Genomic DNA, 24,739 nt, shown 5'->3' on the forward strand with positions numbered 1-24,739 from the left:
CGCTGATCGGCCGCCTTCACCGCTTCGGCAGCGGCCGCTGCAATTCCCGGCCGATATTGGCGCGCGCCCGGGCCTCGAAGGCGGCGCGCAGGCGGGCATGGCGCAGCATCCGTGGCGCCTCCCTGATGCGGTCGAGGAAGGCACGCTGCATCTCGGCGAAGGCGGCATCGTCGAGATGCCGCGCCTCGGCCCGCAGGCCGCGGCCGTTGCGGTCGAAGACGGTCGCCTCCTCGCCGATCGGCGTCAGGTCGAGATCGAGCAGCCAGAGCCGCGCCGCGCCGCGCTCGCCATGCGGCACGGGCGTGTTCAGGTGATCGGCCGTGGCCTGGATCGTCTCGGCGACCCAGGCCACCTCGGCGGCCGTGAAGCTCCGCAGCCGCCGCGCCATGCGGCGCCAGAAGGCCGCCGAGCGCGCCTCGTTATCCGTCGCGCCGGGCACCAGGATGGCATCGTGGAACAGGATGGCCGCGGCGATGAGACGGGCGACGCGCTTGCGCTGCATTGGGCCGGTCCGCCCGTAGCGGCGATGCCGGCCCCAGAGCACCGCCAGGTGCTGCAGCCCGTGATAGCTGCGCCAGGGCGCCGCCATGCGGTGCAGCAGCTCGGTCCGTAAGGCGGGCGGCAGGCCGACGGTGTCGAGCAGGTCCTGCAAACCGCGGGGACGGTTCACGGCACGGCCAAACTGCCTCGGCCCCCGCACGCTGTCCGGCCGCTGGCCCGAATGGGGAGGCGCCTTGGCCGGCCGGGCGGCACGGAGGGAGGGGGCAAGGCCAGGGCCCGGGCGGTCGCCCCGCTCCTGCGGCAGGGTCCGCCGGTGGCGGCGTGGGTCGTTCCAGGGGATGGGATCGGCCACGGCGAAGCGATCGCTGGCATGATCGAGCATCGGCTACCCGCCGGATCGGAGAAGGGGGACGGGACCGCGCCCAGTCCGCGCCGGCCCGGTCGGGACGCGGGACCCCCGATGATCCGCGCCATGGCCGATGCCATGGCGGGATCTGGGGTGTCTTCGCCGCTTCGCAGCCCCACCGCGACCCTCCGATGCGGAATTGCCGAGGCCCCGCGCGGGTGCCGTGGGCCCTGGCTGCAGCGCCTCTGGCGCCTTATTAGATACTGGCATCGGAACGAGTATGGCGGCCCGGGGCGGTTCCGTGCTGTGCGCCGTCGCACAGCCGGGCTTGCCCTCGGTGCGGCACTGCGGTCTGCTCGTCGGCAACCCGGACCGAGACGGAGTGGTCAGCCATGGCCCTGGCCCCCGAGGATCAGCGACTCTCCCGCTTCCCCCTGCTGCGCGACGTGGAGGCGCAGCGGCTCACCGAGGCCTCGCGCCAGGCACGCTGGCGTCGGGTACAGCCTGGGGAGGTGGTGATCGATTTCGACGACAGCTCGGACGAGGTCTTCCTCATCATCTCCGGCACCGTCCGGATCGCCGTGCATTCCGCCAGCGGCCATGAGGTCATCCTGGGCGAGGCCGGCGCCGGCGAGATCTTCGGCGAGATGGCGGCGATCGACGGGCTCAGCCGCTCGGCCAACGTCACCGCCGTGCACAACTCGGTCCTCTGCTGCCTGCCGCGCACCGTCTTCCTAGACCTGGTGTTGCAGACGCCGGCGGCGGCGCTGCAGCTGCTGCGCCTGCTGACCGGCCGGCTGCGCCTGCTGGATGCGCGCAATGTCGAGCTCGCGGTGCTGCCGGTGCGCCACCGGCTGGTGGCGGAGCTGCTGCGCCTCGGCCGCCCGCGCGAGGACGGCCAGCTCCGCATCAGCCCGCCGCCGGCGCAGCACATCCTGGCGGCGCGGATCGGGGCGCGGCGCGAGGCCGTCTCGCGCGAGCTCTCGGCCATGGCGCGGGAGGGCAAGGCGGTGGTCTCGCGCCAGAGCATCCTGCTGCCGCAGCCGGACCTGCTGCGCGAGGCGGTGCGGCGCGCCATGGGCGGCGACCCCGCCCGGGTGCCGCGGAAGCCGCCGGCGGGCTGAGGGAGCGCCAGCCCCTCTAACCCGCGGCCAGCGGCCGCTTCGCCCGGCGCTCGCCGACCAGCGCCATCGCCATGGTGGCCACGATGAAGAAGACCGAGGCGGCGAAGACCAGCAGCGGCCGTCCGTGGTCCATCAGATAGCCATAGAGCATCGGCCCCACCGTGCCGCCGATGTTGAAGCCGGTGGTGACGATGCCGAAGACCCGCCCCACCGCATCTGGCGGCGCCGCGGCCCGCACCAGCATGTCGCGCGAGGGCATGATGATGCCCGAGAGGAACCCCGCCGCGCCGAGCGCCGCGACCAGCGCCACCGGGCCGAGCGGCACCAGCCCGACCAGCGCCACCAGCACGCCGGTCAGCCCGAAGCCGAGCGCCGCCACGTCGCCGTGCCGGCTGGTGCGGTCCGCCACGACACCGCCGGCCAGCACGCCGAAGGCCGAAAGCAGCATGAAGGCCGAGAGCGCGACATTGGCGGCGGCGAAGTCCACGCCGCGGCCGTTCACCAGCGCCGCGACGGAGAAGTTCTGCACCCCGCCGGTCGAGAGGCTGAGCAGGGCGAAGAAGGCCGTCAGCATGATGACGGCCGGCGTCAGCACCGAGCCGCCGGCCGCCGCCGCCTGCTTCGGCGTGGCACACGGCGCCGGCGCCGGGTCGCCCGCCAGCGCCAGCGGCAGGGCGGCGGCAAAGGCGAGGCCGCCGGCGGCGAACATGGCCGCGGAGAGGCCGCCGAGCGCCGAGACGCCCAGCGTCATGGCCGGGGCCAGGGCGCCGCCGAGATAGCCGGCGAAGGTGTGGATGGAGAAGGCGCGGCCGATCCGGGACTCGCCGATGCTGCGCGACAGCATCTCGTAATCCGCCGGATGGTAGACGGCATTGGCGAGGCCGAGCGCCGCCGCGGCGGCGAGCAGGGCGGGATAGGTGGGGAAGAGGCCGAGCGCGACGAAGGCGCCGCCGCCGAGCGCGAGGCCGGCCACCAGCACCCGCCGGGAGCCGTAGCGGTCGACCGCGAAGCCCATCGGCGCCTGGGTCACGCCGGAGACGATGTTGAAGAGCGTCAGCGCCAGGCCGAGCTCGATGAAGCCGACGCCGAGCTGCGCCTGCAGCAGCGGGAAGAGCGGCGGCAGCACCAGGATGTGCACATGGCTGACCAGATGCGCGGCCGAGACGAGCGAGAGCGAGCGGAGCTCGGCCGGAGTCCAGCGCCGGGCCTGCGGCCCGCTATCCTGCTGCTGCATCCTTGGGCATTCCCTCGCAACCCTGCCGGAGAGATGGGGCATCCGGCATTCTGCGCCAGGATCGGTCGCACGACCGTGGCTGGGAAGCCCGGCCTCGCCGGGGCAGGGCCGCGCCGCGGGCATGGGTCCGGCGGGCCCTGGGCGGCGGCCCGGCAGCCCTCCCCCGGCCTGCGCGACGAGGCCTCAGCGCCGCAGCCGGCGGATCTGGTAGCTGTCGAAGCTGTATTCCGAGAGCTGCAGCCACTGATAGCCATCCTGGCGGAAGGCGCTCATGTCCCGGTAGATGTCCGCATAGGCCGGATCGGCCTTGGCGTAGTCCTCGTGCATCTTCGTCGTCTCGTCGTAGCAGGCATCGAGCACGCTCTGTGGGAAGGGGCGGAGCTGCGCGCCGGCCCCCACCAGCCGCTTCAGCGCCTGCGGGTTGAGCGCGTCGTATTTCGCCAGGCCGAGCGAGGTGGTGGCCGCCGCCGCCGTCAGCAGGATGCTGCGATAGGCTGCCGGCAGCTCCTCGAACTTCCCCTTGTTGACGAAGAGCGAGAGGATGCCGGTGCCCTCCCACCAGCCGGGATAGTAGTAATAGGGCGCGACCTTGTAGAGGCCGAGCTTCTCGTCGTCATAGGGGCCGATCCACTCGGCGGCGTCGATGGTGCCGCGCTCGAGCGAGGGATAGATGTCGCCGGCCGCGATCTGCTGCGGCACGCTGCCGAGGCGCTGGAACACATGCCCCGCCAGGCCGCCGATGCGGAACTTCAGCCCCTTCAGGTCCTCGGGCGAGCGGATCTCCTTGCGGAACCAGCCGCCCATCTGCGCGCCGGTGCTGATCAGCGGCCAGCAGAGCACGTTGTGCTTCTCGTAGAGCAGCTTGTTCAGCTTGTCGTTGCCGCCCGCCTCATACAGCCAGGCCATCTGCTGCCGGCTGTTCAGGCCGAACAGCAGCACGGTGCCGAACATGAAGGCGGGATCGGTGCCGATCGAGTAGGAGGAGGCGGTGAAGCTGGCCTCGACGAAGCCCTTCGAGGTGGCGTCGCGCGCCTCGAGCGCCGGCACGATCTCGCCCGGCGCGAAGATGCGAATGCTGAAATTGCCGTCCGTCGCCTCGCTCACCATGCGGGCCAGGTTGGTCGCCGCGCCGTAGAGCGTATCGAGGTTGCGCGGGAAGCTGGAGGTGAGGCGCCAGCTGACCTTCGGCGCCGCCTGGGCGAGGGCGGGCGCGGCGAGCCCCGTCGCGGCCGCGGGCAGCGCCGCCGCCTGCAGCATCCTGCGTCTGTTCATGGTCGATCCTTCCCGTCGGGGCATCTTCCGGCGCCCGCAGGCCAATCATAGAGGGGATGCGGCACCGGCGGAATCGGCCGGGCGGACCATTTTGCGGGAGGATCGCCGCCGCAGTGGGTTGACGCGGTGCAGCGAACGCGATCCGCTGCCATTCCTGTCCGCCCGACCGGAGAGAGATGCGCCCGAACAGCCTGCACGCCGCCGACCTCGCCCATATGGTCCACCAGCAGACGGACCTGGATGCGCATGGCCGCGAGGGCGCGGTGCTGATCACCCGCGGCGAAGGCGTGCGGGTCTGGGACACCGAGGGGCGGGAGTATATCGAGGCGATGGCCGGTCTCTGGTGCGCCAGCCTCGGCTTCTCCGAGCGCCGCCTGGCCAAGGCCGCGCATGACCAGATGCTGGCGCTGCCTTACTACCACACCTTCTTCCAGAAGGGGCACGAGCCGAGCGTCCGGCTGGCCGAGAAGCTCGCCGCCATCGCGCCCGAGGGGCTGAGCCACGTCCTGTTCCAGTGCAGCGGCTCGGAAGCGAACGACGCCGCCATCAAGCTCATCTGGTACTACCACAACGTCACCGGGCGGCCGCAGAAGAAGAAGCTCATCGGCCGCATCCGCGGCTATCACGGCAACACCGTCGCCACCGCCTCGCTCTCCGGCCAGCCGCACATGCAGGCGGATTTCGACCTGCCGCTGACCGACCGCTTCCTGCATGTCTCCAATCCCAACTACTACCGCTTCGGCCAGCCCGGCGAGAGCGAGGAGCAGTTCAGCGCCCGCATGGCCGCCGAGCTCGAGGCGCTGATCGAGCGGGAGGGCGGCGAGACCATCGCGGCCTTCTTCGCCGAGCCGGTGCAGGGCGGCGGCGGCGCCATCACCCCGCCGCGCGGCTATTTCGACCTGATCCAGCCGATCCTGAAGAAGCACGACATCCTCCTCGTCGCCGACGAGGTGATCTGCGGCTTCGGCCGCACCGGCAATCTCTGGGGCTCCGAGACCTATGGCATGCGGCCGGACATGCTCTCCTGCGCCAAGCAGCTCACCGCGAGCTACCAGCCGCTCTCGGCCCTGCTGGTCTCGGACCGCATCCATGCCGCGCTGCTCGAGGGCAGCCGCCGCAACGGCAGCTTCGGCCATGGCTTCACCTATGGCGGCCATCCGGTGGCCTGCGCCGTCGCGCTCGAGACGCTGGCGATCTACGAGGAGCGCGACATCCTCGGCCATGTGCGGCGCGTCTCGCCCGCCTTCCTCGAAGGACTTGGGCAGTTCCGCGAGCATCCGCTGGTCGGCGATGTGCGCGGCGTCGGCCTGATCGCCGGGGTCGAGCTGGTGGCCGACAAGGCGACGAGGGAGCCCTTCCCGGCCGGCGCCAAGGCGGGGCTCAAGGTGCAGGAGGCCTGCGAGAAGGCCGGGCTGATCGTGCGCGCCATCGGCGACCGCATCGCCTTCACCCCGCCGCTGATCATCACCGAGGCCGAGATCGGCGAGATGTGCGCCCGCTTCCGCACCGGGCTGGATGCCGCCTGGGAGGCGTTGCGGGACCAGCGGGCCCTCGCGGCAGAATAGGGGGCGCCGCAAAAGCTTTTCTTTCCCCGCCGTTCTCGCCCCGGTTAGCCTTCCGCAGTCGCAAGACGCAGGGAGGAAGAGGGAATGCGCAGGACAGGTCTGGCGGCCGCGGCCGCCTTCATGCTGCTGCCCGCGGCCGGGATGGCCCATGACGGCCATGGGACGGTGCCGCAGCAATTGGCGCAGGCGGCGGGTCCGGCGCCTGCCGCCCCGGCCGCCACCGGCGCCTGGTATCCCTCGAAATACGGCGCCAACGACCAGATCGGCGCGATGAACCTGCTGACGCCGCAGAAGGTGCTGGAGGCGGCGAAGCTGGTGCAGCGCGGCCAGGTCTATGCCCTCGGCGTGCCGGTGGGCCGCGACACCCCGGCCTTCCCGCCGCGCTCCGCCTCGGTGACGGTGATGATGCCCGACCAATTCGCCGGCAACCTCGTGCCGTCCGAGAACAAGATGTCCTATGCGGACGACATGTTCACCGGCTGGCTCGGCGTCGGCAGCCAGATCGACAGCTTCGCGCATCTCGGCATCGACAACACCTTCTACAACGGCAACAAGGCCGCCGACTTCATGCGCACGACGGGGGTGACGAAGCTCGGCGTCGAGGGCATTCCGCCCATGGTCTCGCGCGGCGTGCTGGTGAACATGGCGCAGGCCCGCAACAAGCCGATGCTGGAGGAGGGCGAGATCATCACCGCCGACGACCTGCGCGCCGCCATGCAGGCCCAGGGCGTGGAGGTGCGCCAGGGCGACGTGATCCTCATCCATACCGGTTGGGTGGAGATGCTCGACCGCGATCCCGCGCGCTTCGGCAAGGGCGAGCCAGGCATCGATGCGGGGGCGGCGGAGTTCCTCGCCGGCCTCGGCGTGGTGGCGGTGGGCGCCGATACCTGGGGCGTCGAGGCGGTGCCCTTCAAGAACCCGAACCGGGTCTGGGAAGGGCATCAGGTGCTGCTGGCGAAGAACGGTATCCATATCCTGGAAGTCATGGACACCCGCGCCCTCGCCCGCGACGGGGCGAAGGAGTTCCTCTTCGTGCTCGGCCAGCCGCGGCTGAAGGGCGCGGTGCAGGCGATCATCAACCCTGTTGCCATCCGCTGAGCCGGAGCGGATCCCGATCAGGTGGCTTCACCTGATCGGGTGAATTGGCCGCGAAACCGGGTGAACGGCGGATGCCCCTGGCCGGTTGTCGGATAGGGTGCTGCGCTCCCTGCAGCGGAAGGATCGACCTATGGGCCTGATCACCACCAGCGATGGCACCGAGATTTTCTACAAGGACTGGGGGCCGCGCGAGGCGCCGCCGATCGTCTTCCATCACGGCTGGCCGCTCAGCGCCGATGACTGGGACAACCAGATGCTGGCCTGTCTCGCGGCCGGCTGCCGCGTCATCGCGCATGACCGTCGCGGCCATGGCCGTTCGACCCAGACGGCGACGGGCAACGAGATGGACACCTATGCCGCCGACGTCATCGAGCTTGCCGCGGCGCTCGACCTGCGCGACGCCGTGCATGTCGGCCATTCGACCGGCGGCGGCGAGGTCGCCCGCTATGTCGCGCGGGCCGAGCCGGGGCGGGTCGCCAAGGCGGTGCTGATCGGCGCGGTGCCGCCGGTGATGGTGAAGTCGGCGAGCAATCCCGGCGGGCTGCCGATCGAGGTCTTCGACGGCTTCCGCGCCAGCCTTGCGGCGAACCGCGCGCAATTCTACCGCGACGTCCCGTCCGGCCCCTTCTACGGCTACAACCGGCCGGGCGCGAAGGCCTCGCAGGGCGCCATCGACAATTGGTGGCGGCAGGGCATGATGGGCGGCGCCAAGGCGCAGTACGACTGCATCAAGGCCTTCTCGGAAACCGACTTCACCGAGGACCTGAAGCGGATCGCGGTGCCCGTGCTGGTCATGCACGGCCTGGACGACCAGATCGTGCCCTATGACGATTCCGCGCCGCTCTCGGTCGAGCTGCTGCGGAACGGTACGCTCAAGGCCTATGAAGGCCTGCCGCATGGCATGTGCACCACCCATCCGGATGTGGTGAACCCCGACCTGCTCGCCTTCATCCGGGGCTGAGCGGCGCCGGGCGGGGCGCCTCCGCCCCGCGCCGGAACAGCATCAGCGTGATCCAGCGGCCGCGGGTGTAGTTGAAGCCGGTCACCTGCCCGATCTGCTGCACCGACAGGGCGAGGGTGGCGGCCTCGTGCTGGAAGTCGCTCTCGGCCCGGTTGCCGACCGCGACCACGCGGCCCGGCCCGCCGGCCAGGAACTGCGCCGCATCCGTGCCGGTGCGCAGCAGCTTCGTCTCGCCGCCCGTGGCGAAGAGCACCGAGGGCTCGGAATAGCCGGTGATGCCGAAGGCGCCGGGCGCCAGGCCCGGCGCCCGCGCCGCCAGCGTGGCGGCGAGGCGCGGCGCGATCCAGAGCGGCTCGAGCCGCGGCACCACCGCCTCCAGCACCGCGGCATAGAGCGGCACGGCGAGCAGCGCGCCGAGCAGCCCGGCCCGGCCCCAGGCGCCGCGCCGGGCGCTGCCGGCGACGACCCAGACCAGCAGCGCGGCGAGCGGCAGCACCAGCAGCCCGCCGCCGAAGGGCTCGCGCAACATCACCCAGCAGGCCGCCAGCGCCGCCGCGCCGAGGCCGAGCGCCACCAGCCCGAGCAGGCCCAGCATCACCCGCTGCCACCAGCGCGGCGGCATGTGCCGCAGCGGGTCCATGGCCCAGGCGGCGCCAAGCAGCATCAACGCCGGGTAGAGCGGCAGGGTGTAGTGCGGCAGCTTGGTCTGCACCGCCTCGAAGACCAGCCAGGAGGGCACCACCCAGGCGAGCAGGACGCGCGTCGGCGGGTTCAGCCGGTCGCGCCAGGCCGCGGGCAGGCCGGTGAGCACGATCCAGGCCGAGGGGAAGGCGGCGATGGCGAAGGTCAGCAGGTAGAAGCCGGGCGGGCCGCCATGCTTCTCCTCGCCGCTGCCGATCTTGGACAGCATGTCGCCGCCCACCGCCTGCTCGAAGAAGCGTCCCTCCGTCGCAATGCCGATGGCGACGAACCAGGGCGCCGCGGCGGCGACCATCAGCGGCAACCCCCAGCCGGGGCGCAGCGCCCGCAGCCAGGGGGCGCCGCGATCGACGACCGCGAGGGTGATGCCGGCGAGCAGAGGCACCATCGGCCCGACCGGCCCCTTCAGCAGCACGCTCGCCCCGAGCACCAGCCAGAAGCCGGCGGCCTGGCGGGCGGTGAAGCGCTCCGGCCGCAGATAGGCCTGGGAGAACAGGCCCATGGCGGCGGCGACCGTCGCCAGCAGCGCCGCATCGGTCTTGGCGATATGCGCCTCGGCCACCAGCACCAGGGAGGAGGCGAGCATCGCCGCGCCGAGGAAGGCGGCTCGCCGCCCGACCATCGAACGCCCCCAGTGGAAGGTGGCCAGCACGGCGAGGATGCCGCCGAGCAGGCTCGGCAGCCGGTAGGGCCAGATATCCCGCCGCGTGCCGAGATGGGTCGCCTCGATCAGGTGCACCGAGGCGGATTGCAGCCAGTGGATGCCGGCCGGCTTCTTGTTGCGCTCCTCCTCGCCGACGCGGATCCGGACATAGTCGCCGCTCCCGACCATCTGCTTCGTTGCCTGGGCGAAGCGGCTCTCGTCGCGGTCCGTCGCCGGCAGGGTGAAGAATCCTGGCAGCCAGAGGGCGAGGCAGAGCAGCACCAGCGCCAGGCGCGGGCGGCGTTGCAGGGCCTCCGGCAGGGCACCGAGGGAGGGGTCGGGGCTGGACGGCGCCGAGATGTGCATGGGCGGGCGGACTAGCATGGGCCGGTGCCGGCGGCCATAAAGGGCGGCCTCATGGCAGCCCCCACCCAGAACCCGGCCCGCCGCGCCGCCGCCCTCCTGCTCGATGCCGTCCTGCTCCGCCACCGGCCGCTCGAGGAGGCGCTGGACGCCCTGCCCACCGATGGCCGGCCGCACCGAATGCGGGAGAAGGGCGAGGCGCGGCCCGGGGCCGCCGTCTCGCCGCGCGACAAGGCGGCGGCGCACCGGATCGCCGCTTCGGTGCTGCGCCGCGCCGGCTCGCTCGATGCCGTGCTGGAGCCCTTCCTGCGGCGGGAGCCGCCGGGGCCGGTGCGCAACGTGCTGCGGATCGGCGCGGCGGAGCTGCTGCTGCTCGGCACCCCCGCCCATGCCGCGGTCGGCAGCGCCGTCGACCTCGTCCCGAAGCCCTTCGCCGGGCTGGTCAATGCGGTGCTGCGGCGGGTGGCCGAGGCTGGGCCGGCGGCGCTGGAGGGGCTGGATGCCGAGCGGCTGGATACGCCGGGCTGGCTCTGGAGCGCCTGGCACGCCGCCTATGGGGCGGCGGTGCGCGACATCGCCGCGGCGCACCGGCAGGAGGCGCCGCTCGATCTCAGCCTCGCCCCCGGCGCCGCCGCGCCCGAGGGCGGCGAGGCGCTGCCGACCGGCAGCCATCGCTACCCGGCCGGGACGCGGGTGACCGAGCTCGCCGGCTTCGCCGAGGGCGGGTTCTGGGTGCAGGACGCCGCGGCCGCCCTGCCGGCGCGGCTGCTCGCGGCGCGGCCGGGCGAGCGGGTGGCCGATCTCTGCGCCGCCCCGGGCGGCAAGACGGCGCAACTCGCCGCCGCCGGCGCCGCGGTGACGGCGGTGGAGCGCGACCCGAAGCGGGCGGCGCGGCTGCAGGAGAACCTGGCGCGGCTGCGCCTGCCGGCCGAGCTGGTGGTCGCTGATGCGCTGCGCTGGGCGCCCGGCGGCGCGCCCTTCGAGGCCATCCTGCTCGACGCGCCCTGCACCGCGACCGGCACCATCCGCCGCCACCCGGACGTGCCGCATCTGAAGCGGCCGAAGGATGTCGGCGCGGCGGCGGCGTTGCAGCGGGACCTGCTGGCGGCGGCGGCGCGGCATCTCGCGCCGGGCGGGCGGCTGGTCCTCGCCACCTGTTCCCTACAGGCGGAGGAGGGAGAGGCGCATCTGGCCGCCGCCGCGGCCCTCGGCCTCGCCCTCGACCCGGTGCGGCCGGAGGAGCTGCCCGGCCTCGCCGGGGCCCTCACCCCGGAGGGCGCCGTCCGCACCCGCCCCGATCTCTGGGCCGTGCAGGGCGGCATGGACGGCTTCTTCATGGCCCGCTTCCACAAGGAATGAACACCGCGAGCGGCGCTGTCGCTTGACGCCGCCGCACCGCTTGTCTCAGTTTGTGCGAAAGGCCGTGCGCAAAGGAACGCGGCGTTGGGGGGAGCGCAGGCGCCCCGGCCCCGCCGGATCGATGCTCCAGCCTGTCCTGACGTCCGTTCACCCGACGGGGACCACCCCGCGCGCCCGGCCGCGAGGCAGGGAAGGACGGACGAGATGGAGCGCAACGGGACTTCACGTCGCACGCTGCTGCAGGCGGGGGCCGGTCTCGGCCTCGCCGCCAGCGTGCCGGCCACGGCACGGGCGCAGACCGCGCCGGCGCGTGGCGGCGACCCGCTGCGGGTCGGGCTGCTGACCGACCTCTCCGGCCCCTTCGCCGGCGCCGGCAGCGTGCCGCTCTTCAACGGCTCCGAGGTGGCGATCGCGCTGTTCAACGAGCGCGGCGGCGTCGACGGGCGGCCGGTGGTGGCGGTGAGCGCCGACAGCCAGAGCAAAGCCGATGTCGCCATCAACGAGGCGGAGCGGCTGCTCGGGCAGGAGGGGCTCGAGGTGGTGATGGGCGTCTATTCCTCCGCCCATGCCGTGCCGCTCTCCGGGCGGTTCGAGGCGCAGAAGAAGATCATGTGGATCACCTCGGCGATCGCGACCGCGGTGCTGAAGGACAAGCATTTCCGCTACGTCTTCCGCCCCACCGTGCATTCCGACCAGTATGCCGAGGGTACGGTCTCGGTGGTGCACGAGCAGGCGCAGAAGAAGCTCGGCATGGCGCCCGAGAAGGTGAAGCTCGCCGTCATCTACGAGGACGGGCCCTATGGCACCGGCGTCTCCTCGGCCATCGAGGCGAATGCCAGGAAGCGCAACATGCCGGTGGTGCTGAAGGAGGCCTATTCGGCGACCACGCCCGATCTCTCGACGCTGGTGACCAAGCTGCGGCGGGAGCGGCCGGACATCGTCTACCAGGTGGGCTACAACCCCGACATCACGCTCTTCCTGCGCCAGGCGCGCTCCGGCGGCCTGCGCTTCCGCATGCTCTTCGGCCATGGCGCCGGCTGGTCGCAGATCGACCGGCTGTGGGAGACCTTCGGCAAGGACCTTCAGGGCATGTGCAACGCCGATCCGGCGGCGACGCAGATGCTGGACTGGGAGAAGCTGCAGCCCGGCGTCGGCGATCTGGCGAAGACCTTCGTCGCCCGCTACCAGGCGAAGCACAAGATGAACGACCTGCCGACGCATGCCTCGATGGGGTTCAACAACACCTGGATCTTCCTCGAGCACGTGCTGAAGCCGGCGGTGCGCAAGACCGGCGGCATGACGGCCGAGGCGCTGCGCGAGGCGGCGCTGCAGGTGGACGTGCCGGAAGGCGGCACCATCCAGGGCTATGGCGTGAAGTTCGAGCCGCCGGAATCCGCCATGGCCGGCCAGAACAGCCGCAGCATCTGCGTGGTGATGCAGTTCGACAACGCCAAGTCGCACGTGATCTGGCCGGCCTCGCTGGGCCGTGAGCCGGTGCTGCCGCTGCCGCCCGACAACCCCTACGCGCTCCGGTCCTGAGCGTGTCGGCGGCCGGCGCGCCGCTGCTGCAGGTGGAGGATCTGACCAAGCGCTTCGGCGGCTTCACCGCCGTCGACAAGGTCTCCTTCACCGTCGGGCAGGGCGAGATCCTCGGGCTGCTCGGGCCGAACGGCTCGGGCAAGTCCACTACCTTCAACTGCATCGCCGGCATGCTGCGGCCGAGCGCGGGCTCGGTGCGGCTGGCCGGCGCCGAGATCGCCGGCAGCACCGCCGACGAGACCTGCCGCCGCGGCATCGGCCGCACCTTCCAGATCCCGCGCCCCTTCCGCGGCCTCACCCTGCTCGAGAACGCGGTCCTTGCCGCCTTCTACGGCGCCGGCGGCGCCATCGACCGCGCCGAGGCGGAGCGGCGCGCGCGCGACGCGCTGCGGCTGGCGCAACTGCCGGACGATGCCGCGGCGACGGCGCATGGCCTCGGCGCCGCCGGGCTGAAGAAGCTGGAACTGGCGCGGGCGCTGGCGACGCAGCCGAAGCTGCTGCTCGCCGATGAGAGCCTGGGCGGCCTCGATACCGGCGAGATGCGCCAAGCCGCCGACATGCTGAAGCGCATCCGCGACGAGCGCGGCGTCACCATCGTCTGGGTCGAGCACATCATGGGCGTGCTTCTCTCCGTCGTCGATCGCGTCGTGGTGCTCGACCACGGCGCCGTCATCTTCCGCGGCACCCCGGCCGAGGCGCAGGAGGATGCCAAGGTCGCCGAGGTTTATCTCGGCCCGCCGGAGACCCGCGCGGCATGAGCGCGGCGCTGCAACAGCCGGGCGCGGCCCCCCGCGCCGTGGGGGAGGTGCTGGAGCTCTCCGGCATCCAGGCCGGCTATGGCGACTTCCAGGCGCTGTTCGGCGTCGGGCTGCGGGTGGAGCCGGGCGAGGCGGTGGGCGTCGTCGGCCCGAACGGCGCCGGCAAGACCACGCTGCTCCGCGTCATCTCCGGCCTGATCCGGCCGCGCGCCGGCACGCTGCGCTATGGCGGCCGGGATCTCGCGCAGGTGCCGCCGCATGCGCTGCCCGGGCTCGGCATCGCGCATGTGCCCGAGAATCGCCGCCTCTTCCCGCATCTCACGGTGGAGGAGAATCTCCGTGTCGGCGCCTTCACCCGCGCCGCGCGGCCGCATTTCGAGGCGCGGCGCGAGCATGTCTACGAGCTTTTCCCGCGCATGAAGCAGCGCCGGCACCAGCTCGCCGGCACCATGTCGGGCGGCGAGCAGCAGATGTGCGCCATCGGCCGGGCGCTGATGTCCGGCCCGAAGATCCTGCTGCTCGACGAGCCCTCGGCCGGCCTCGCGCCGATCGTCGTGCAGCAGGTCTTCGAGCTGGTGAAGCGCATCCGGCAGGAGGGGCTGACGGTGCTGATCGTCGAGCAGAACGTGGCCCAGGTGCTGCGGGTGGTGGACCGCGCCTATGTGCTGGAGACCGGGCGCGTCGCGGCCGAGGGGCGCGCCGCCGATCTCGCCGCCGACCCGGCGATCCGCCGCAGCTATCTGGGCGGCCACTGACGCCGCGCCGCAAAGGGATCACGCATGGATTTCCTCGACCCCTTCTTCCTGGAGGCGCTGGTCAACGGCATCCTCCTCGGCGGCGTCTTCGCCCTGCCGGCGCTGGGGCTGAACCTCGTCTTCGGCGTCGTCGATGTGGTCTGGCTCTGCTATGCCGAGCTGGTCATGGTCGGCATGTACACGGTGTGGTTCCTCCACACCCAGGCCGGCTGGCCGCTGGCGCTGGCCTTCGCCGCCTGCCTGCCGGTGATCGCGCTGCTCGGCATGCTGCTGCACCTGCTGGTGGTACGGCCGCTGCTGACCTCGCCGCCGATCAACCAGGTGCTGGCGACCGGCGGCGTGCTCTTCGTGTTGCAGGGCGCGGCGACGCTGGTCTTCTCCACCGAATTCCGCTCGCTCGGCGTCGACATGCCGCCGATGGAGGTGGGCGAGGTCTTCGTCAGCGGCACCAAGCTGGCCGCCTTCTGCGCCGCGCTGCTCGGCGCCGCGGTGCTCTGGGCCTTCCTGAAATTCACCTATGTCGGCACCGCCATCCGGGCCATCGCCCGGGACCGCGAGGTGATGCCGCTGATGGGCGTCGATCCGCGCCGGATCTACCTCATCGCCTCGGCGGTCGGCGGCGCGCTCGCCGGCCTCGCCGCCTGCCTGCTGGTGGTGCAGCTCGACGTGCACCCCTTCGTCGGCCTCTCCTTCGGCCCGATCACCTTCATGATCTGCGTCATGGGCGGGCTCGGCAACATGCTGGGCGGCTTCCTCGCCGCCTTCCTGATGGGGCTGATCATCTCGGTCGGCGGCTTCTGGGGCAGCACCGAGTTTTCCTACGTCGTCGCCTTCGCCTTCTTCATCCTCGTCATGTTCATCAGGCCGAAGGGGCTGTTCGCGCGATGAGCGGAATCGCAAGGGATGTCGCCCTGCTGGCCCTCGGGGTGCTGCTGCTGGGGGCGGTGCCGCTGCTCTCGCCGCCGGACTACGCCATGCATGTCTTCATCACCATGGCGCTGACGGCGCTGGCCGGCACCGGCTGGGCGATGATGGGGCGCTTCGGCCTGGTCTCCTTCGGCCATGGCGCCTTCCTCGGCGCCGCCGCCTACGCCATGGCGCTGCTCTGGAACGAGGCGGGGCTGACGCCCTGGCTCGGCATCCCGATCGGCGTCGCCGTCGCGGTGGCGATCGGCATGCTGCTCGCCTATCCGGCCTTCCGGCTGCGCGTCGTCGGGCATTACTTCGCGCTGGTGACGCTCGCCGCCGGCGAGATCGTCCGCATCCTGATCGTCGCCCTGCGCGACCATACCGGCGGCTCGCTCGGCATGACGCCGGTGCAGGCGCCGCCGGGGCAGCAATTCCTCGCCATGCAGTTCGACAAGACCGGCTTCTGGTGGATCGCACTCATCGCCTGGGCGGGCGGGCTGCTGGCCTGGCGGCTGCTTGACCGCTCCATGTCCTCCAAGGCGCTGGCGGCGATCTCGGAGGATGAGGACGCCGCCGCCTCGATCGGCATCCGGGTGACGCGGGAGAAGATGAAGGTGACGGTGATCTCCGTCGCCCTCGCCGGGCTGGCCGGGGCGCTGACGGCGCAATACCGGCAATACCTGAACCCGGAATCCCTGGCCGGCCTCGGCATCTCGCTGCAGATCGTCTTCGGCGCCATCGCGGGCGGCATGTACGCGCCCTTCGGCCCGACCATCGGCGCGATCATCACCATCGGCCTCGACGAGGCGCTGCGCATCGGCTTCGGCACCGAGTTCACCGGTGGCGCGCCGCTGGTCTATGGGCTGCTGCTGGTGCTGTTCATGCTGTTCCTGCCGCGCGGCATCGCCGGGCTGTTCGAGCGGCGGGCGCGGCGGGCGGCGGCCAAGCCGGCGGCGGAGCGGGCGACGGCATAATCCCCACGACGTCGCTGCGCGCCGTCGCGGGGGCCCCGTGATTCGCCTCAGGTCCTGGATGCGTCACAGCCTGCCGCGGCGAAGCCGCGGCAGGGCAACGGATGGCGACAGCGGGGAGGGATGGCTCAGGCGGCCGGCGGGGCTTGGGGCCGCCGCGGAGGCCAGGCGAGCAGGGCGGCAAGCGGCAGCAGCCAGGCGATGCGGGCCTGGTAGCGGTCATGCGGGCCGGAGAGCGCGCCGGTCGTCGCGGCATTGGCGGTGATCCCGACCAGCACGCAGAGCACCAGGCCGAGGCGCCGCCGATCCCCCCGCCGCGCTGCCCATCCCCAGGCCAGCAGCGCCCCCGCCGCGCCGAGCAGCAGCGCCGCTGGATGCAGCGGCAGGAAGGGCGCCGATGCCTGCCGCAGCAACCCGCGCGCCTGCAAGGAGGCCGCGAAGCGCGCCGCCTCCCCTGGCGGGAAGCCGAGGGCGAGTTCGCGCCCCACCGTGCCGGCCAGGTTCTCCGGCCCGAGCGTGTCGCCGACCCGCGCCATGCCGAGCTGGCGCAGCGCATTCGTCGCCGCCGCGCGCAGCACGCCGAGCGGCTCGCGCCACAGCGTCTCGCGCAGGATCACGCCGGCCTCGGGGGCGAGGGCGATCGGGCCGAAGCGTTCCGGCCCATCCATCCGCGGCGGCGAGACCGGGCCGTCCGGCGCCCAGAGGAAGACATCGGCATCGGTCGGCAGCCGCCCGGCCCAGCCGCAGAGATGCCAGCCCGCCGCCGGGCAGCGCGCCGCGACGGTCCGCGCCGCCGGCCCGTCGGCGACCAGCCGGGCGAGGGCGAAGACGGCGCCATAGGGCGAGATGCCGAAGCGGCCATGGACGGCGAGATTCGTCGCCAGCAGCAGGGCGAGCGCGGCGAGCAGCGGCAAGGCGCAGGCCAGCGTCGGGCGCCAGGCGCGCCGCACCACCAGCACCAGCAGGATGAGCGCGGCGGCGAGCGGCAGGTGCGACAGATGCGCGGCGCAAGCGAGGGCGGCGAGCAGCCCGAGGGCGAGGCGTTCCCCCCGCCCCAGCCGGTCCGCCGCGAAGCCAAGCAGGAAGAGGGCGAGGACGAGCGCTGGCGCCAGCCAGTCCGGCATCAGGAAGGCGGCGAACCAGGGCGCCGCCGTCGCCGCCGCCAGCCCGGCGCAGAGCAGCAGATGCGCCCCGGCGGTGACACGTCCCAGAGCGCGATCGCCTGAGGTGGGATCACCGAAGGCGTGAATCGCGTGACCCAACAATGGCCTAGACCATGATCCGCGAACTGGAGTGAGCGGATCATGGTCTAGGACCCGCTGCACCAGCCAGAGCAGCCAGGACAGCACCAGCCCCTGCGCCGCCATGGGCAGCCAGAGGCTCAGCCGCAAATGAAACAGGTGCAGCAGCGGCCCGTAGACCATCGGCTTGTCCCAGATCGGGATGTGCTCGATGGTCTGCGCCAGGAAGGCGCCGGTATCGCTGAAGACGAGGGGGTATCCGTTCAGCGCCGCTGGCCAGAGCAGCAGCGCGCCGCCGCCGAGGATGGCCGGCCAGGCCGTCACGCCCCTTCTCACGCGGCGGCGTAGAACTCGATCACATTGCCCTCCGGATCGGCCACCCGCAGCAGCCGCGGCGGCGCGCCGGCCGGGCCGGGGGCGTCCAGCACCGCGACGCGGGCGGTCAGCATGCGCCGGTGCCAGCGCTCGAGCTCGGCATCCGAGACCGGGAAGGCGAGCAGGGCGCCGCCCTCGGCATGCCGCGCCGAGGCGAAGAGGGCGTCGCCGCGCGGCCGCAGCACCAGCTCCAGCTCACCGATGCTGAAGCGCAGCGCATTGCCCGGCTCGGCCGGGGGCAGGCCGAGGATGCGGGCGAAGAAGTCGCGCTGCCGGTGGGGGTCCTGGCAGGCCAGCTCCACCCGGGCGAGGCGCTCCGGGCTCATGCGCCCCGCATCTCCCAGCGGGCGGCGGCGGCATCGTCCTCGGCCTTCGCCTCGACCCAGCGCTCGGCGCCGCCGGCGAACTCCTCGCGCTTCCAGAAGGGCGCGCGGGTCTTCAGCCAGTCGATCAGGAAGGCGCAGCTCTCCAGCGCCGCGGCGCGGTGGGAGGAGGCGGTGAGCACCAGCACGATCGGCGCCCCCGGCTCCAGCCGGCCATGGCGGTGGATGACGGTGCAGCCGGTCAGCGGCCAGCGGGCGCAGGCCTCGGCGGCGATGCCGGCGATGGCCCGCTCAGTCATGCCGGGATAATGCTCCAGCACCAGCGCGGCGAGGCCGTCATCGGCGCGGCAGAGGCCGACGAAGCTGGCGAGGCCGCCGACATCGACCCGGCCGGCGACGAGCGCGGCGCTCTCGGCGGCGAGGTCGAAGGGCGCCTCCTGCACCCGCACCGTCGGCACGACGCGGCCTTCGGGCGCGCTGGCAACCTGGCGCGGCCGATTCAGACCTCCGTGGTCTTCGCCGCTATGGTCATCGGGCGCGCTCATCCGCCGGTCACCGGCGGGAAGAAGGCGACTTCCTCGGCGCCGGCGAGGGAGGCGTCGGGGGTGGCGAATTCCTGGTTCACCGCGGCGCGGATCTGCCGCGCCTGGGCGAAGGCCGCGGCATGGCCGGGGCTGCGGGCCGCCAGCCAGGCCACCAGCCCGGCGACGTCGCGCACCTCCGGCGGCGGCGAGACGTCCTCCTCCGCGACGCCGACCTTCTGCCGCACCCAGGCGAAATAGAGCACGCGCATGCCGGCCTCAGCGCTGATTCGGCACGACCTGCACCTGGCCATTCGGGCCGACGAGCGTCGTCGTGGAGCCGTCGTTGATGGCGGTGCCGGAGGCGCCGCCGGGCAGTACATAACCCTGGATGCGGTCGGTGCCGCCGGTGGTGACCGCCGCGGTTCCGTTCGGGGTAACGATCACCCGCCCGTCATTGCGGCGCGCCGGCGGCCGGGTATCGCCGGACGGCGGCACGAAGCTCTGCTGCTGCGGCTCGGTCCGCACCGGCGGCAGGGGGGGCGGCGAGGAGGCGCCGCTGCGCAGGTTGGGCGGCAGCGGCCGCGCCTCGTTCGAGACGCGCGGGCGGTCGAGCTCGCTTGGGCTGTAATTCGGGATGCCGCGCATCGCCGCATCCGGGTTGGCGAGCGTCGAGCGCGGCGCCTCGGGCACCGGCCAGACATCGCCCTCCTCGGTAGTGAGCGGCGTGGTCGCCACCGGCGCGCCGGTGAGCCGGGCGATGGTGGTGCTGTCCTCCGGCGGCTTGGGATGCGAGGGGCCCCAGGGCATGCCGATGCGTCCGCCGAAATCGCCCAATCCGTCGGCGACCCGGGCAGAGCCGTTGTCGAACCAGCTGCAGCCGCCCAGCAAAACCCCAACGACCAGCGTGGCTGCCCTGGTTGCCGTCCCGCCCATCCCTCGCATGAACCCGCTCCTGTCGCCCCGAAGTCGAGGGCCTCTACCGGAAGATGCGCTGCCCCCGCCGCCGTCTCAAGGCCGGATCGCCGGCTCGTGCCCCGCCTCGGCGGCGCGGCCGGTGGAATCGGCCTCGGCATGGCGGAGCCCGGCGACGAGGTAGTTCCGGCCGGTCACCAGCGTCAGCGCCGCCGCCACCCAGAGCATTGCCTCGCCGATCAGCGAGACCGGCAGGAAGGAGAGGTGCAGCACCGCCGCCGCGGAATCGCCCGCGAGCAGGGTGCCGAGCGCCCCCATCTGGAAGCCGGTCTTCCACTTCGCCAGCCGCGAGACGGGCAGGCCGATGCGCAGCCCGGCCAGGTATTCGCGCAGGCCCGAGACCAGGATCTCCCGCAGCAGGATGACGATGGCCGGGTAGAGGGTCCAGTCGGTCAGCCGGTCGCTGCCGGCCATGACCATCAGCGCCGCGCCGACCAGCAGCTTGTCGGCGATCGGGTCCAGCATGCGGCCGAAGCCCGAGACGATCTGCCGCTCCCGGGCGATCTTGCCGTCGTAATAGTCGGTGATCGCGGCGGCGGAGAAGACGATGCAGGCCGCGACATCGCCCCAGGGCGTGCGCAGGGCCACCAGCGCCACCAGCAGCGGCACGGCGGCGATGCGCGAAAGGGTCAGCAGGTTGGGCAGGTCGGTCGGCATGGCCGGCCGCAGTCATGGCCGAGCGACCGCGCCGGGGCAAGCCCGGGATGGGGCCAGGCCGGCGGAGCGAGGCCCTGTGTCTGGTTGCCGCGCCGGCACGATATCGGCACGGGATGCCCAAGGATGGGACCGACCCACCGGGATGCAGGATCGAGGCCCGCTTTCAGTCATGGCCTGCGGCTTGTGGCGGTCCCGGGCCGGCATCACGTCTGGCGCCGGCCACTTGCTGTGGCGCAAGGCCCGCTCGCCGGGTCGCCGGTATGAATGGAGGACCCGCGGGCCGGAAGGCGGCCCGCGACAAGACCGGGAGAATGCTGTGAAGGCACGCGATCTCATGACCACCAGCCTCGTCGTGGTGCCGCCGGAGACGCCGGTGGCGGGCGTGGCGGAGCTTCTGGCCAGCCGCGGCATCTCGGCCGTGCCGGTGACGGATGCCGAGGGCAGGCTTGTCGGGCTGGTGACGGAAGGCGACCTGATCCGCCGCCTGGCCGAGGAGAAGCGCGGCCCGCTTGGCTGGTTCCTCGGCCTCTTCGCCGATTCCCGGCGGCTGGCGCAGCGCTTCGCCAAGGCGCATGGCGCGAAGGCCGCCGACGTGATGACCCGCGAGCTGGTCACCGTCGACGAGGAGGCCGAGGCGGAGGAGATCGCCCGGCTGATGGAGCGCCACCAGATCCGCCGCGTGCCGGTGCTGAAGGATGGGAAGCTCGCCGGCATCGTCAGCCGCGCCGACCTGCTGCGCGCCGTCCTGGTCCCGCCCGAGGCGGCGCCCGGCGAGCAGACCGACGCGGCCCTGTTGAAGGCGGTGATCGCCGCCATGCGGGAGCAGCCCTGGGTCGACACCTTCTATGTCTTCCCGACCGTGAAGGACGGCACCGTCGCCTTCTACGGCTTCCATCGCTCGGAGGAGGTGCGCCAGGGCCTCGCCGTGCTGGCCCGGGCTTTGCCCGGCGTAACGGCGGTCGAGGTCCGGACCGAGCCGATGCCGCGGATCCTGCGCGCCTCGCTCTGAGGCGCGGCCGGGGGCGCGGCGGAGGGCGCGGCGGGGTCCGCCGCGTCCTGGTCCCGGCCTGCGCCGTCGGCCTTCATCCCTCCGCCATGCCGGGGTGGAAATGCCCGTAGATGCGGCGCGCCACGCTCGGACCGATGCCCGGCGCGTTCTCGAGATCGGCGAGCGCCGCGTTGCGCACGCCGCGGGCGCTGCCGAAATGGTTGAGCAGCTTGCGCTTCAGCGCCGTGCCGACGCCCGGGATCTCGTCCAGCTCGCTCCGCACCAGGGATTTCGAGCGGCCGGCGCGGTGGGTGGTGATGGCGAAGCGATGCGCCTCGTCGCGCAGCCGCTGCAGGTAGTAGAGCACCGGGTCGCGCGGCGGCAGCTGGAAGGGGGGATGGCCGGTGCGGTGGAACCACTCGCGCCCGGCATCGCGGTCCGGCCCCTTGGCGACGGCGACCAGCGGCACGTCGTCCACCCCCATCTCGGCCAGGATCTCCCGCGCCGCGTTGAGCTGGCCGAGCCCGCCATCGATCAGCACCAGGTCGGGCCAGCTGCCGCTCTCGCGCCCCGGATCCTCCTTCAGGGCGCGGCCGAAACGGCGCTCGAAGACCTCGCGCATCATGCCGAAATCATCGCCTGGCGTGACAGGGCCACGGATCGAGAATTTGCGGTAGGCCTGCTTCAGGAAGCCCGAGGGGCCGGCGGCGACCATGACGCCATAGGCGTTGCTGCCTTGGATATGGCTGTTGTCGTAGACCTCGATCCGCTCCGGCACCGCCGGCAGGTCGAAGACCCGCGCCACGCCCTGCAGCAGCGCCTCCTGCGCCGTGCCCTCGGCCAGCTTCCGCTCCAGCGCCTCCCTGGCATTGGTCGCGGCATGCTCGACCGCGGCGCGCTTGTCGCCGCGCTGCGGCCGGTGCAGCTCCACCTTCCGGCCGGCCTTGATGGAGAGCGCCTCGGCGATCAGCCCCTGCTCGGCCGGCTCATGGCTCAGCAGGACCAGCGGCGGCGGCGGCAGGTCGTCGTAGAGCTGGGTGAGGAAGGCCTCCATCACCTCTTCCGGCCCCTGCTCGCCCTTGCTCAGGAAATAGGGTCGGTTGCCGTTGTTGCGGCCGCCGCGGAAGAAGAAGACCTGCACGCAGGTCTGGCCCGCCATCTGGTGCAGCGCCACCACATCGGCATCGCCGATGCCCTCCATGTTGATCCGGTCGCGGCCCTGCACATGGGTCAGGCCGCGGATGCGGTCGCGGATCGCCGCGGCGCGCTCGAATTCCAGCGCCTCGGCCGCCGACTCCATCTCCTTGGCCAGCTCGCGCTGGATGCTCGGCGTCTCGCCGGAGAGGAACTGCTTCGCCTGCTGCACCAGGCCGGCATAATCCTCGCGCGAGATGCGGTCGACGCAGGGCGCCGAGCAGCGGCGGATCTGGAACAGCAGGCAGGGCCGGCTGCGCGTGTCGAAGACGGTGTCGCGGCAGCTCCGCAGCAGGAAGACGCGCTGCAGGGCGGTGAGGGTCTGGTTCACCGCCCAGGCCGAGGCGAAGGGACCCCAGTAGCTGGCGCCCTTGCGCCGCTCGCCACGGTGCTTGGTGATCTGCGGATAGGGGTGGTCCTCGGTCAGGACCAGCCAGGGATAGGATTTGTCGTCGCGGAGGACGATGTTGTAGCGCGGCCGCAACCGCTTGATGAGGTTGGCCTCGAGCAGCAGCGCCTCCGCCTCGGAGGCGGTGGTGATGACCTCGAGGCTGCGGGTCTCGTGCACCATGCGCCGCAGCCGCTCGGGCAGCCGGGCGATCTGGGTATAGGCATGCACCCGCCGCCGCAGCGCCCGGGCCTTGCCGACATAGAGCGCGTCGCCCCGGGCATCGAGCATGCGGTACACGCCGGGCGCATGCGGCAGGGTGGCGAGGGCGGTCTCGATGACCCGTACCCCCTCCATCACTGCCGCGTCAGCCGCTGGAGCGACCGGTTCAGATTCCGCTTGACTCATGCGTTTCGATTACATCTTGGGCCGCCCGACGATAGGGGAACTACCCCAACCCGCCTGTGGATAAGCTTGTGGACGGGAATTGGGGAAACGCCTCGACCGATTGCCAGGTCCCGGGACAGATTGAATGCCAAAGATTCGAGCAATTGTCTAAAATGCTGATGTCCAACGATTTCCACGAACCGAACTGGTTCGCAACAGTCGGTCTGTAACCATTCTGTTTCAGGGAGAAAGAGTCTAACGCTATCGCGAGGCTGGTGGATGAGTTGCACGCAAACCTGCGTGTCAAGACCGCGTCCTTTCGATGACAACCCCCACCGAGGCCGCATCGGGGAAGGCATCCGGCTTCTCTACACGCACTCGTGCTCGTAACACGCGCGGATCAGACAACGCTGCCTGAGCGATCCGTTCCGCCAGGGTTTCTACCAGCAGCAGATGGCCCGAGGCCGCCTCCGCCCGCGCCGCCTTCACCAGCCGCTCGTAGTCCACCACCCGGCGGAAGTCATCCGCGCCGACCGCGCTCGGCGCCGCATCGTCCTCCACCGCCAGCTCGATCCCGATCACCACCCGTTGCGGCGCCGCCTTCTCGTGCGGATACACGCCGAGCCGCGCCTGCAGGGCGAGGCCCTGCACGAAGACCAGCCGCAGCCCCTGCCCGGCATCCGGCGCGAAGCTCATTCCTCCGGCCCCCCTGCCACTACGCCGCGCGGCGACCATTGCAGATGCTGCCCGCCATCGAGGGCGAGCATCTGGCCGGTCATCGCCGGCAGGGCAAGGATGGTGACGGCGGCGCGCGCGATTTCCGCCGGGCTGGTGCCGTGGCGCAGCGGCACGCTGGCCGCCTGGCGGTCGAACTGCGCCTGGCTCTGGCGCGGGCTGGGCAGGGCCGGTCCGGGGCCGATGCCGTTCACCCGGATGCGCGGTGCCAGGGCCAGGGCCATGGACTGGGTCAGCGCCCAGAGCCCGGCCTTGGACAGGCTGTAGCTGACGAAATGCGGGGTGAGGGACCAGACGCGCTGGTCGAGCATGTTGATCACCGCGCCCTCGGCCGCCGCGGGCAGGGCGCGGGCGAAGGCCTGGATCAGCACGAAGGGGGCGCGAAGATTGGGCTCCATATGGGCGTCCCAGCTCTCGCGAGTCACATCCTCCCACTCGTCCCGCTCGAAGGTGCTGGCATTGTTCACCAGCACGCCGAGCGGGCCGAGCGCCGCCGTCGCGGCCGGGACAAGGCCGCCGACCTCCGCCTCGCGCGCCAAGTCGGCCCGCAGCGTGACGGCGCGGCGGCCAAGGCCGCGGATCTCGGCGGCGGTCGCCTCCGCCTCGGCGGCGCTGCCGGCATAGTGGATGGCGAGGTCGAAGCCCTGCCCCGCCAGGGCGAGCGCGATGGCGCGGCCGAGCCGCTTGGCGCCGCCGGTGACCAGCGCCGCGCGCGGGATGCGGGGAGAGATGGGAAGGGGAGGGCTCATGCCTGTGCCCTCTGTAGCAGCCTGCGTCATGGCAGGGGAACGCGCGGAGGCCTCAGCCGTGCATGCCGCCGGCCAGGGAGAAGGCGGTGAGGATGGCGGCGACGGCGAT

The 24,739-nt window shown here is 72.2% G+C and carries 24 protein-coding genes; 11 read left to right on the forward strand and 13 right to left on the reverse strand.

Annotation, left to right across the window (positions count from 1 at the left end; all coding sequences use genetic code 11):
• Positions 1-16 precede the first annotated feature (16 nt).
• Entirely contained in the window at positions 17-670 is a 654-nt protein-coding gene (locus HJG45_RS18495; RefSeq protein ID WP_171613715.1) for a hypothetical protein, read from the reverse strand.
• Positions 671-1,239: 569 nt separating this feature from the next.
• Between HJG45_RS18495 and HJG45_RS18500 the strand changes: the two genes are divergently transcribed.
• A complete protein-coding gene (locus tag HJG45_RS18500) occupies positions 1,240-1,971 on the forward strand; it encodes a Crp/Fnr family transcriptional regulator (protein ID WP_171613717.1) in 732 nt (243 codons plus the stop codon).
• 16 nt (positions 1,972-1,987) lie between these two features.
• On the opposite strand, the gene HJG45_RS18505 is transcribed toward HJG45_RS18500, so the two are convergent.
• Together HJG45_RS18505 and HJG45_RS18510 are read right to left on the reverse strand one after the other, a co-directional pair.
• Positions 1,988-3,205, reverse strand: a complete 1,218-nt coding sequence (locus HJG45_RS18505; RefSeq protein ID WP_171613719.1) for an MFS transporter — start codon at positions 3,203-3,205, stop codon at positions 1,988-1,990.
• Between the two features lie 183 nt (positions 3,206-3,388).
• Positions 3,389-4,477 (reverse strand): TRAP transporter substrate-binding protein, encoded by a 1,089-nt coding sequence (locus tag HJG45_RS18510; protein WP_171613721.1) that lies wholly within the window; start codon positions 4,475-4,477, stop codon positions 3,389-3,391.
• Between the two features lie 176 nt (positions 4,478-4,653).
• On the opposite strand from HJG45_RS18510, the gene HJG45_RS18515 reads away from it, so the two are divergent.
• From HJG45_RS18515 to HJG45_RS18525, 3 genes are all read left to right on the forward strand, one after another.
• Positions 4,654-6,042 carry an aminotransferase gene (locus HJG45_RS18515; RefSeq protein WP_171613723.1) on the forward strand — a complete coding sequence of 463 codons (1,389 nt, stop codon included), beginning with the start codon at positions 4,654-4,656 and terminating at the stop codon, positions 6,040-6,042.
• A gap of 84 nt (positions 6,043-6,126) precedes the next feature.
• Positions 6,127-7,140, forward strand: coding sequence for a cyclase family protein (locus tag HJG45_RS18520; RefSeq protein ID WP_171613725.1), 1,014 nt, complete (start codon positions 6,127-6,129; stop codon positions 7,138-7,140).
• Between the two features lie 130 nt (positions 7,141-7,270).
• A complete protein-coding gene (locus tag HJG45_RS18525; protein ID WP_171613727.1) occupies positions 7,271-8,101 on the forward strand; it encodes an alpha/beta fold hydrolase in 831 nt (276 codons plus the stop codon).
• On the opposite strand, the gene HJG45_RS18530 is transcribed toward HJG45_RS18525, so the two are convergent.
• Positions 8,088-9,809, reverse strand: a complete 1,722-nt coding sequence (locus HJG45_RS18530) for a glycosyltransferase family 39 protein (protein ID WP_254452618.1) — start codon at positions 9,807-9,809, stop codon at positions 8,088-8,090. The genes HJG45_RS18525 and HJG45_RS18530 overlap by 14 nt on opposite strands.
• A 51-nt stretch (positions 9,810-9,860) precedes the next feature.
• Here HJG45_RS18530 and HJG45_RS18535 point away from each other — a divergent pair, with 51 nt between their 5' ends.
• From HJG45_RS18535 to HJG45_RS18560, 6 genes are all read left to right on the forward strand, one after another.
• Entirely contained in the window at positions 9,861-11,165 is a 1,305-nt protein-coding gene (locus HJG45_RS18535; protein ID WP_254452619.1) for a transcription antitermination factor NusB, read from the forward strand.
• A 204-nt stretch (positions 11,166-11,369) separates the two neighbouring features.
• On the forward strand, positions 11,370-12,704 hold the full coding sequence (locus HJG45_RS18540) for an ABC transporter substrate-binding protein (protein WP_171613731.1): 1,335 nt from the start codon (positions 11,370-11,372) through the stop codon (positions 12,702-12,704).
• A gap of 2 nt (positions 12,705-12,706) precedes the next feature.
• A complete protein-coding gene (locus tag HJG45_RS18545; RefSeq protein WP_368040626.1) occupies positions 12,707-13,462 on the forward strand; it encodes an ABC transporter ATP-binding protein in 756 nt (251 codons plus the stop codon).
• Positions 13,459-14,217, forward strand: a complete 759-nt coding sequence (locus tag HJG45_RS18550; RefSeq protein WP_174890500.1) for an ABC transporter ATP-binding protein — start codon at positions 13,459-13,461, stop codon at positions 14,215-14,217. Before HJG45_RS18545 ends, HJG45_RS18550 begins: the two co-directional genes overlap by 4 nt.
• Positions 14,218-14,241: 24 nt before the next feature.
• Positions 14,242-15,105, forward strand: a complete 864-nt coding sequence (locus HJG45_RS18555) for a branched-chain amino acid ABC transporter permease (RefSeq protein WP_171613733.1) — start codon at positions 14,242-14,244, stop codon at positions 15,103-15,105.
• A complete protein-coding gene (locus HJG45_RS18560; RefSeq protein WP_171613735.1) occupies positions 15,102-16,100 on the forward strand; it encodes a branched-chain amino acid ABC transporter permease in 999 nt (332 codons plus the stop codon). The genes HJG45_RS18555 and HJG45_RS18560 overlap by 4 nt, the downstream gene beginning before the upstream one ends.
• A 125-nt stretch (positions 16,101-16,225) precedes the next feature.
• On the opposite strand, the gene HJG45_RS18565 is transcribed toward HJG45_RS18560, so the two are convergent.
• From HJG45_RS18565 to pgsA, 6 genes are all read right to left on the reverse strand, one after another.
• The gene (locus HJG45_RS18565; protein ID WP_368040627.1) at positions 16,226-17,662 is read right to left on the reverse strand and encodes a hypothetical protein; all 1,437 of its coding nucleotides are present in this window, start codon (positions 17,660-17,662) and stop codon (positions 16,226-16,228) included.
• 8 nt (positions 17,663-17,670) lie between these two features.
• A complete protein-coding gene (locus HJG45_RS18570) occupies positions 17,671-18,039 on the reverse strand; it encodes a VOC family protein (RefSeq protein ID WP_171613737.1) in 369 nt (122 codons plus the stop codon).
• Entirely contained in the window at positions 18,036-18,581 is a 546-nt protein-coding gene (locus tag HJG45_RS18575; protein ID WP_174890501.1) for a molybdenum cofactor biosynthesis protein MoaE, read from the reverse strand. Before HJG45_RS18575 ends, HJG45_RS18570 begins: the two co-directional genes overlap by 4 nt.
• Positions 18,578-18,829, reverse strand: a complete 252-nt coding sequence (gene moaD, locus HJG45_RS18580) for a molybdopterin converting factor subunit 1 (RefSeq protein WP_171613739.1) — start codon at positions 18,827-18,829, stop codon at positions 18,578-18,580. Before moaD ends, HJG45_RS18575 begins: the two co-directional genes overlap by 4 nt.
• 7 nt (positions 18,830-18,836) lie before the next feature.
• Positions 18,837-19,367: a hypothetical protein gene (locus HJG45_RS18585; RefSeq protein WP_171613741.1), complete on the reverse strand. Its 531-nt coding sequence runs from the start codon at positions 19,365-19,367 to the stop codon at positions 18,837-18,839.
• Positions 19,368-19,568: 201 nt separating this feature from the next.
• Positions 19,569-20,189, reverse strand: coding sequence for a CDP-diacylglycerol--glycerol-3-phosphate 3-phosphatidyltransferase (gene pgsA, locus HJG45_RS18590; RefSeq protein ID WP_171613743.1), 621 nt, complete (start codon positions 20,187-20,189; stop codon positions 19,569-19,571).
• Positions 20,190-20,505: 316 nt separating this feature from the next.
• On the opposite strand from pgsA, the gene HJG45_RS18595 reads away from it, so the two are divergent.
• Positions 20,506-21,198 (forward strand): CBS domain-containing protein, encoded by a 693-nt coding sequence (locus HJG45_RS18595; protein ID WP_171613745.1) that lies wholly within the window; start codon positions 20,506-20,508, stop codon positions 21,196-21,198.
• Positions 21,199-21,271: 73 nt separating this feature from the next.
• Here HJG45_RS18595 and uvrC read toward each other — a convergent pair whose 3' ends face one another.
• From uvrC to HJG45_RS18610, 3 genes are all read right to left on the reverse strand, one after another.
• Positions 21,272-23,116, reverse strand: coding sequence for an excinuclease ABC subunit UvrC (gene uvrC / locus HJG45_RS18600; protein WP_254452620.1), 1,845 nt, complete (start codon positions 23,114-23,116; stop codon positions 21,272-21,274).
• A 333-nt stretch (positions 23,117-23,449) separates the two neighbouring features.
• Positions 23,450-23,842 (reverse strand): dihydroneopterin aldolase, encoded by a 393-nt coding sequence (gene folB / locus HJG45_RS18605; protein WP_254452621.1) that lies wholly within the window; start codon positions 23,840-23,842, stop codon positions 23,450-23,452.
• Positions 23,839-24,630, reverse strand: a complete 792-nt coding sequence (locus HJG45_RS18610) for an SDR family oxidoreductase (protein ID WP_171613751.1) — start codon at positions 24,628-24,630, stop codon at positions 23,839-23,841. The genes folB and HJG45_RS18610 overlap by 4 nt, the downstream gene beginning before the upstream one ends.
• Between the last annotated feature and the right edge of the window lie 109 nt (positions 24,631-24,739).

The organism is Roseicella sp. DB1501 (assembly GCF_013112485.1).
Classification (GTDB): Bacteria; Pseudomonadota; Alphaproteobacteria; order Acetobacterales; family Acetobacteraceae; genus Paracraurococcus.

Coding starts and splice junctions, on each gene's coding strand:
- HJG45_RS18500 (WP_171613717.1), top strand. CDS start 1,240: ATGGCCCTGGCCCCCGAGGATCAGCGACTCTCCCGCTTCCCCCTGCTG.
- HJG45_RS18505 (WP_171613719.1), bottom strand. CDS start 3,205: ATGCAGCAGCAGGATAGCGGGCCGCAGGCCCGGCGCTGGACTCCGGCC.
- HJG45_RS18510 (WP_171613721.1), bottom strand. CDS start 4,477: ATGAACAGACGCAGGATGCTGCAGGCGGCGGCGCTGCCCGCGGCCGCG.
- HJG45_RS18515 (WP_171613723.1), top strand. CDS start 4,654: ATGCGCCCGAACAGCCTGCACGCCGCCGACCTCGCCCATATGGTCCAC.
- HJG45_RS18520 (WP_171613725.1), top strand. CDS start 6,127: ATGCGCAGGACAGGTCTGGCGGCCGCGGCCGCCTTCATGCTGCTGCCC.
- HJG45_RS18525 (WP_171613727.1), top strand. CDS start 7,271: ATGGGCCTGATCACCACCAGCGATGGCACCGAGATTTTCTACAAGGAC.
- HJG45_RS18530 (WP_254452618.1), bottom strand. CDS start 9,809: ATGCACATCTCGGCGCCGTCCAGCCCCGACCCCTCCCTCGGTGCCCTG.
- HJG45_RS18535 (WP_254452619.1), top strand. CDS start 9,861: ATGGCAGCCCCCACCCAGAACCCGGCCCGCCGCGCCGCCGCCCTCCTG.
- HJG45_RS18540 (WP_171613731.1), top strand. CDS start 11,370: ATGGAGCGCAACGGGACTTCACGTCGCACGCTGCTGCAGGCGGGGGCC.
- HJG45_RS18550 (WP_174890500.1), top strand. CDS start 13,459: ATGAGCGCGGCGCTGCAACAGCCGGGCGCGGCCCCCCGCGCCGTGGGG.
- HJG45_RS18555 (WP_171613733.1), top strand. CDS start 14,242: ATGGATTTCCTCGACCCCTTCTTCCTGGAGGCGCTGGTCAACGGCATC.
- HJG45_RS18560 (WP_171613735.1), top strand. CDS start 15,102: ATGAGCGGAATCGCAAGGGATGTCGCCCTGCTGGCCCTCGGGGTGCTG.
- HJG45_RS18570 (WP_171613737.1), bottom strand. CDS start 18,039: ATGAGCCCGGAGCGCCTCGCCCGGGTGGAGCTGGCCTGCCAGGACCCC.
- HJG45_RS18575 (WP_174890501.1), bottom strand. CDS start 18,581: ATGAGCGCGCCCGATGACCATAGCGGCGAAGACCACGGAGGTCTGAAT.
- moaD (WP_171613739.1), bottom strand. CDS start 18,829: ATGCGCGTGCTCTATTTCGCCTGGGTGCGGCAGAAGGTCGGCGTCGCG.
- HJG45_RS18585 (WP_171613741.1), bottom strand. CDS start 19,367: ATGCCCTGGGGCCCCTCGCATCCCAAGCCGCCGGAGGACAGCACCACC.
- pgsA (WP_171613743.1), bottom strand. CDS start 20,189: ATGCCGACCGACCTGCCCAACCTGCTGACCCTTTCGCGCATCGCCGCC.
- uvrC (WP_254452620.1), bottom strand. CDS start 23,116: ATGGAGGGGGTACGGGTCATCGAGACCGCCCTCGCCACCCTGCCGCAT.
- folB (WP_254452621.1), bottom strand. CDS start 23,842: ATGAGCTTCGCGCCGGATGCCGGGCAGGGGCTGCGGCTGGTCTTCGTG.
- HJG45_RS18610 (WP_171613751.1), bottom strand. CDS start 24,630: ATGAGCCCTCCCCTTCCCATCTCTCCCCGCATCCCGCGCGCGGCGCTG.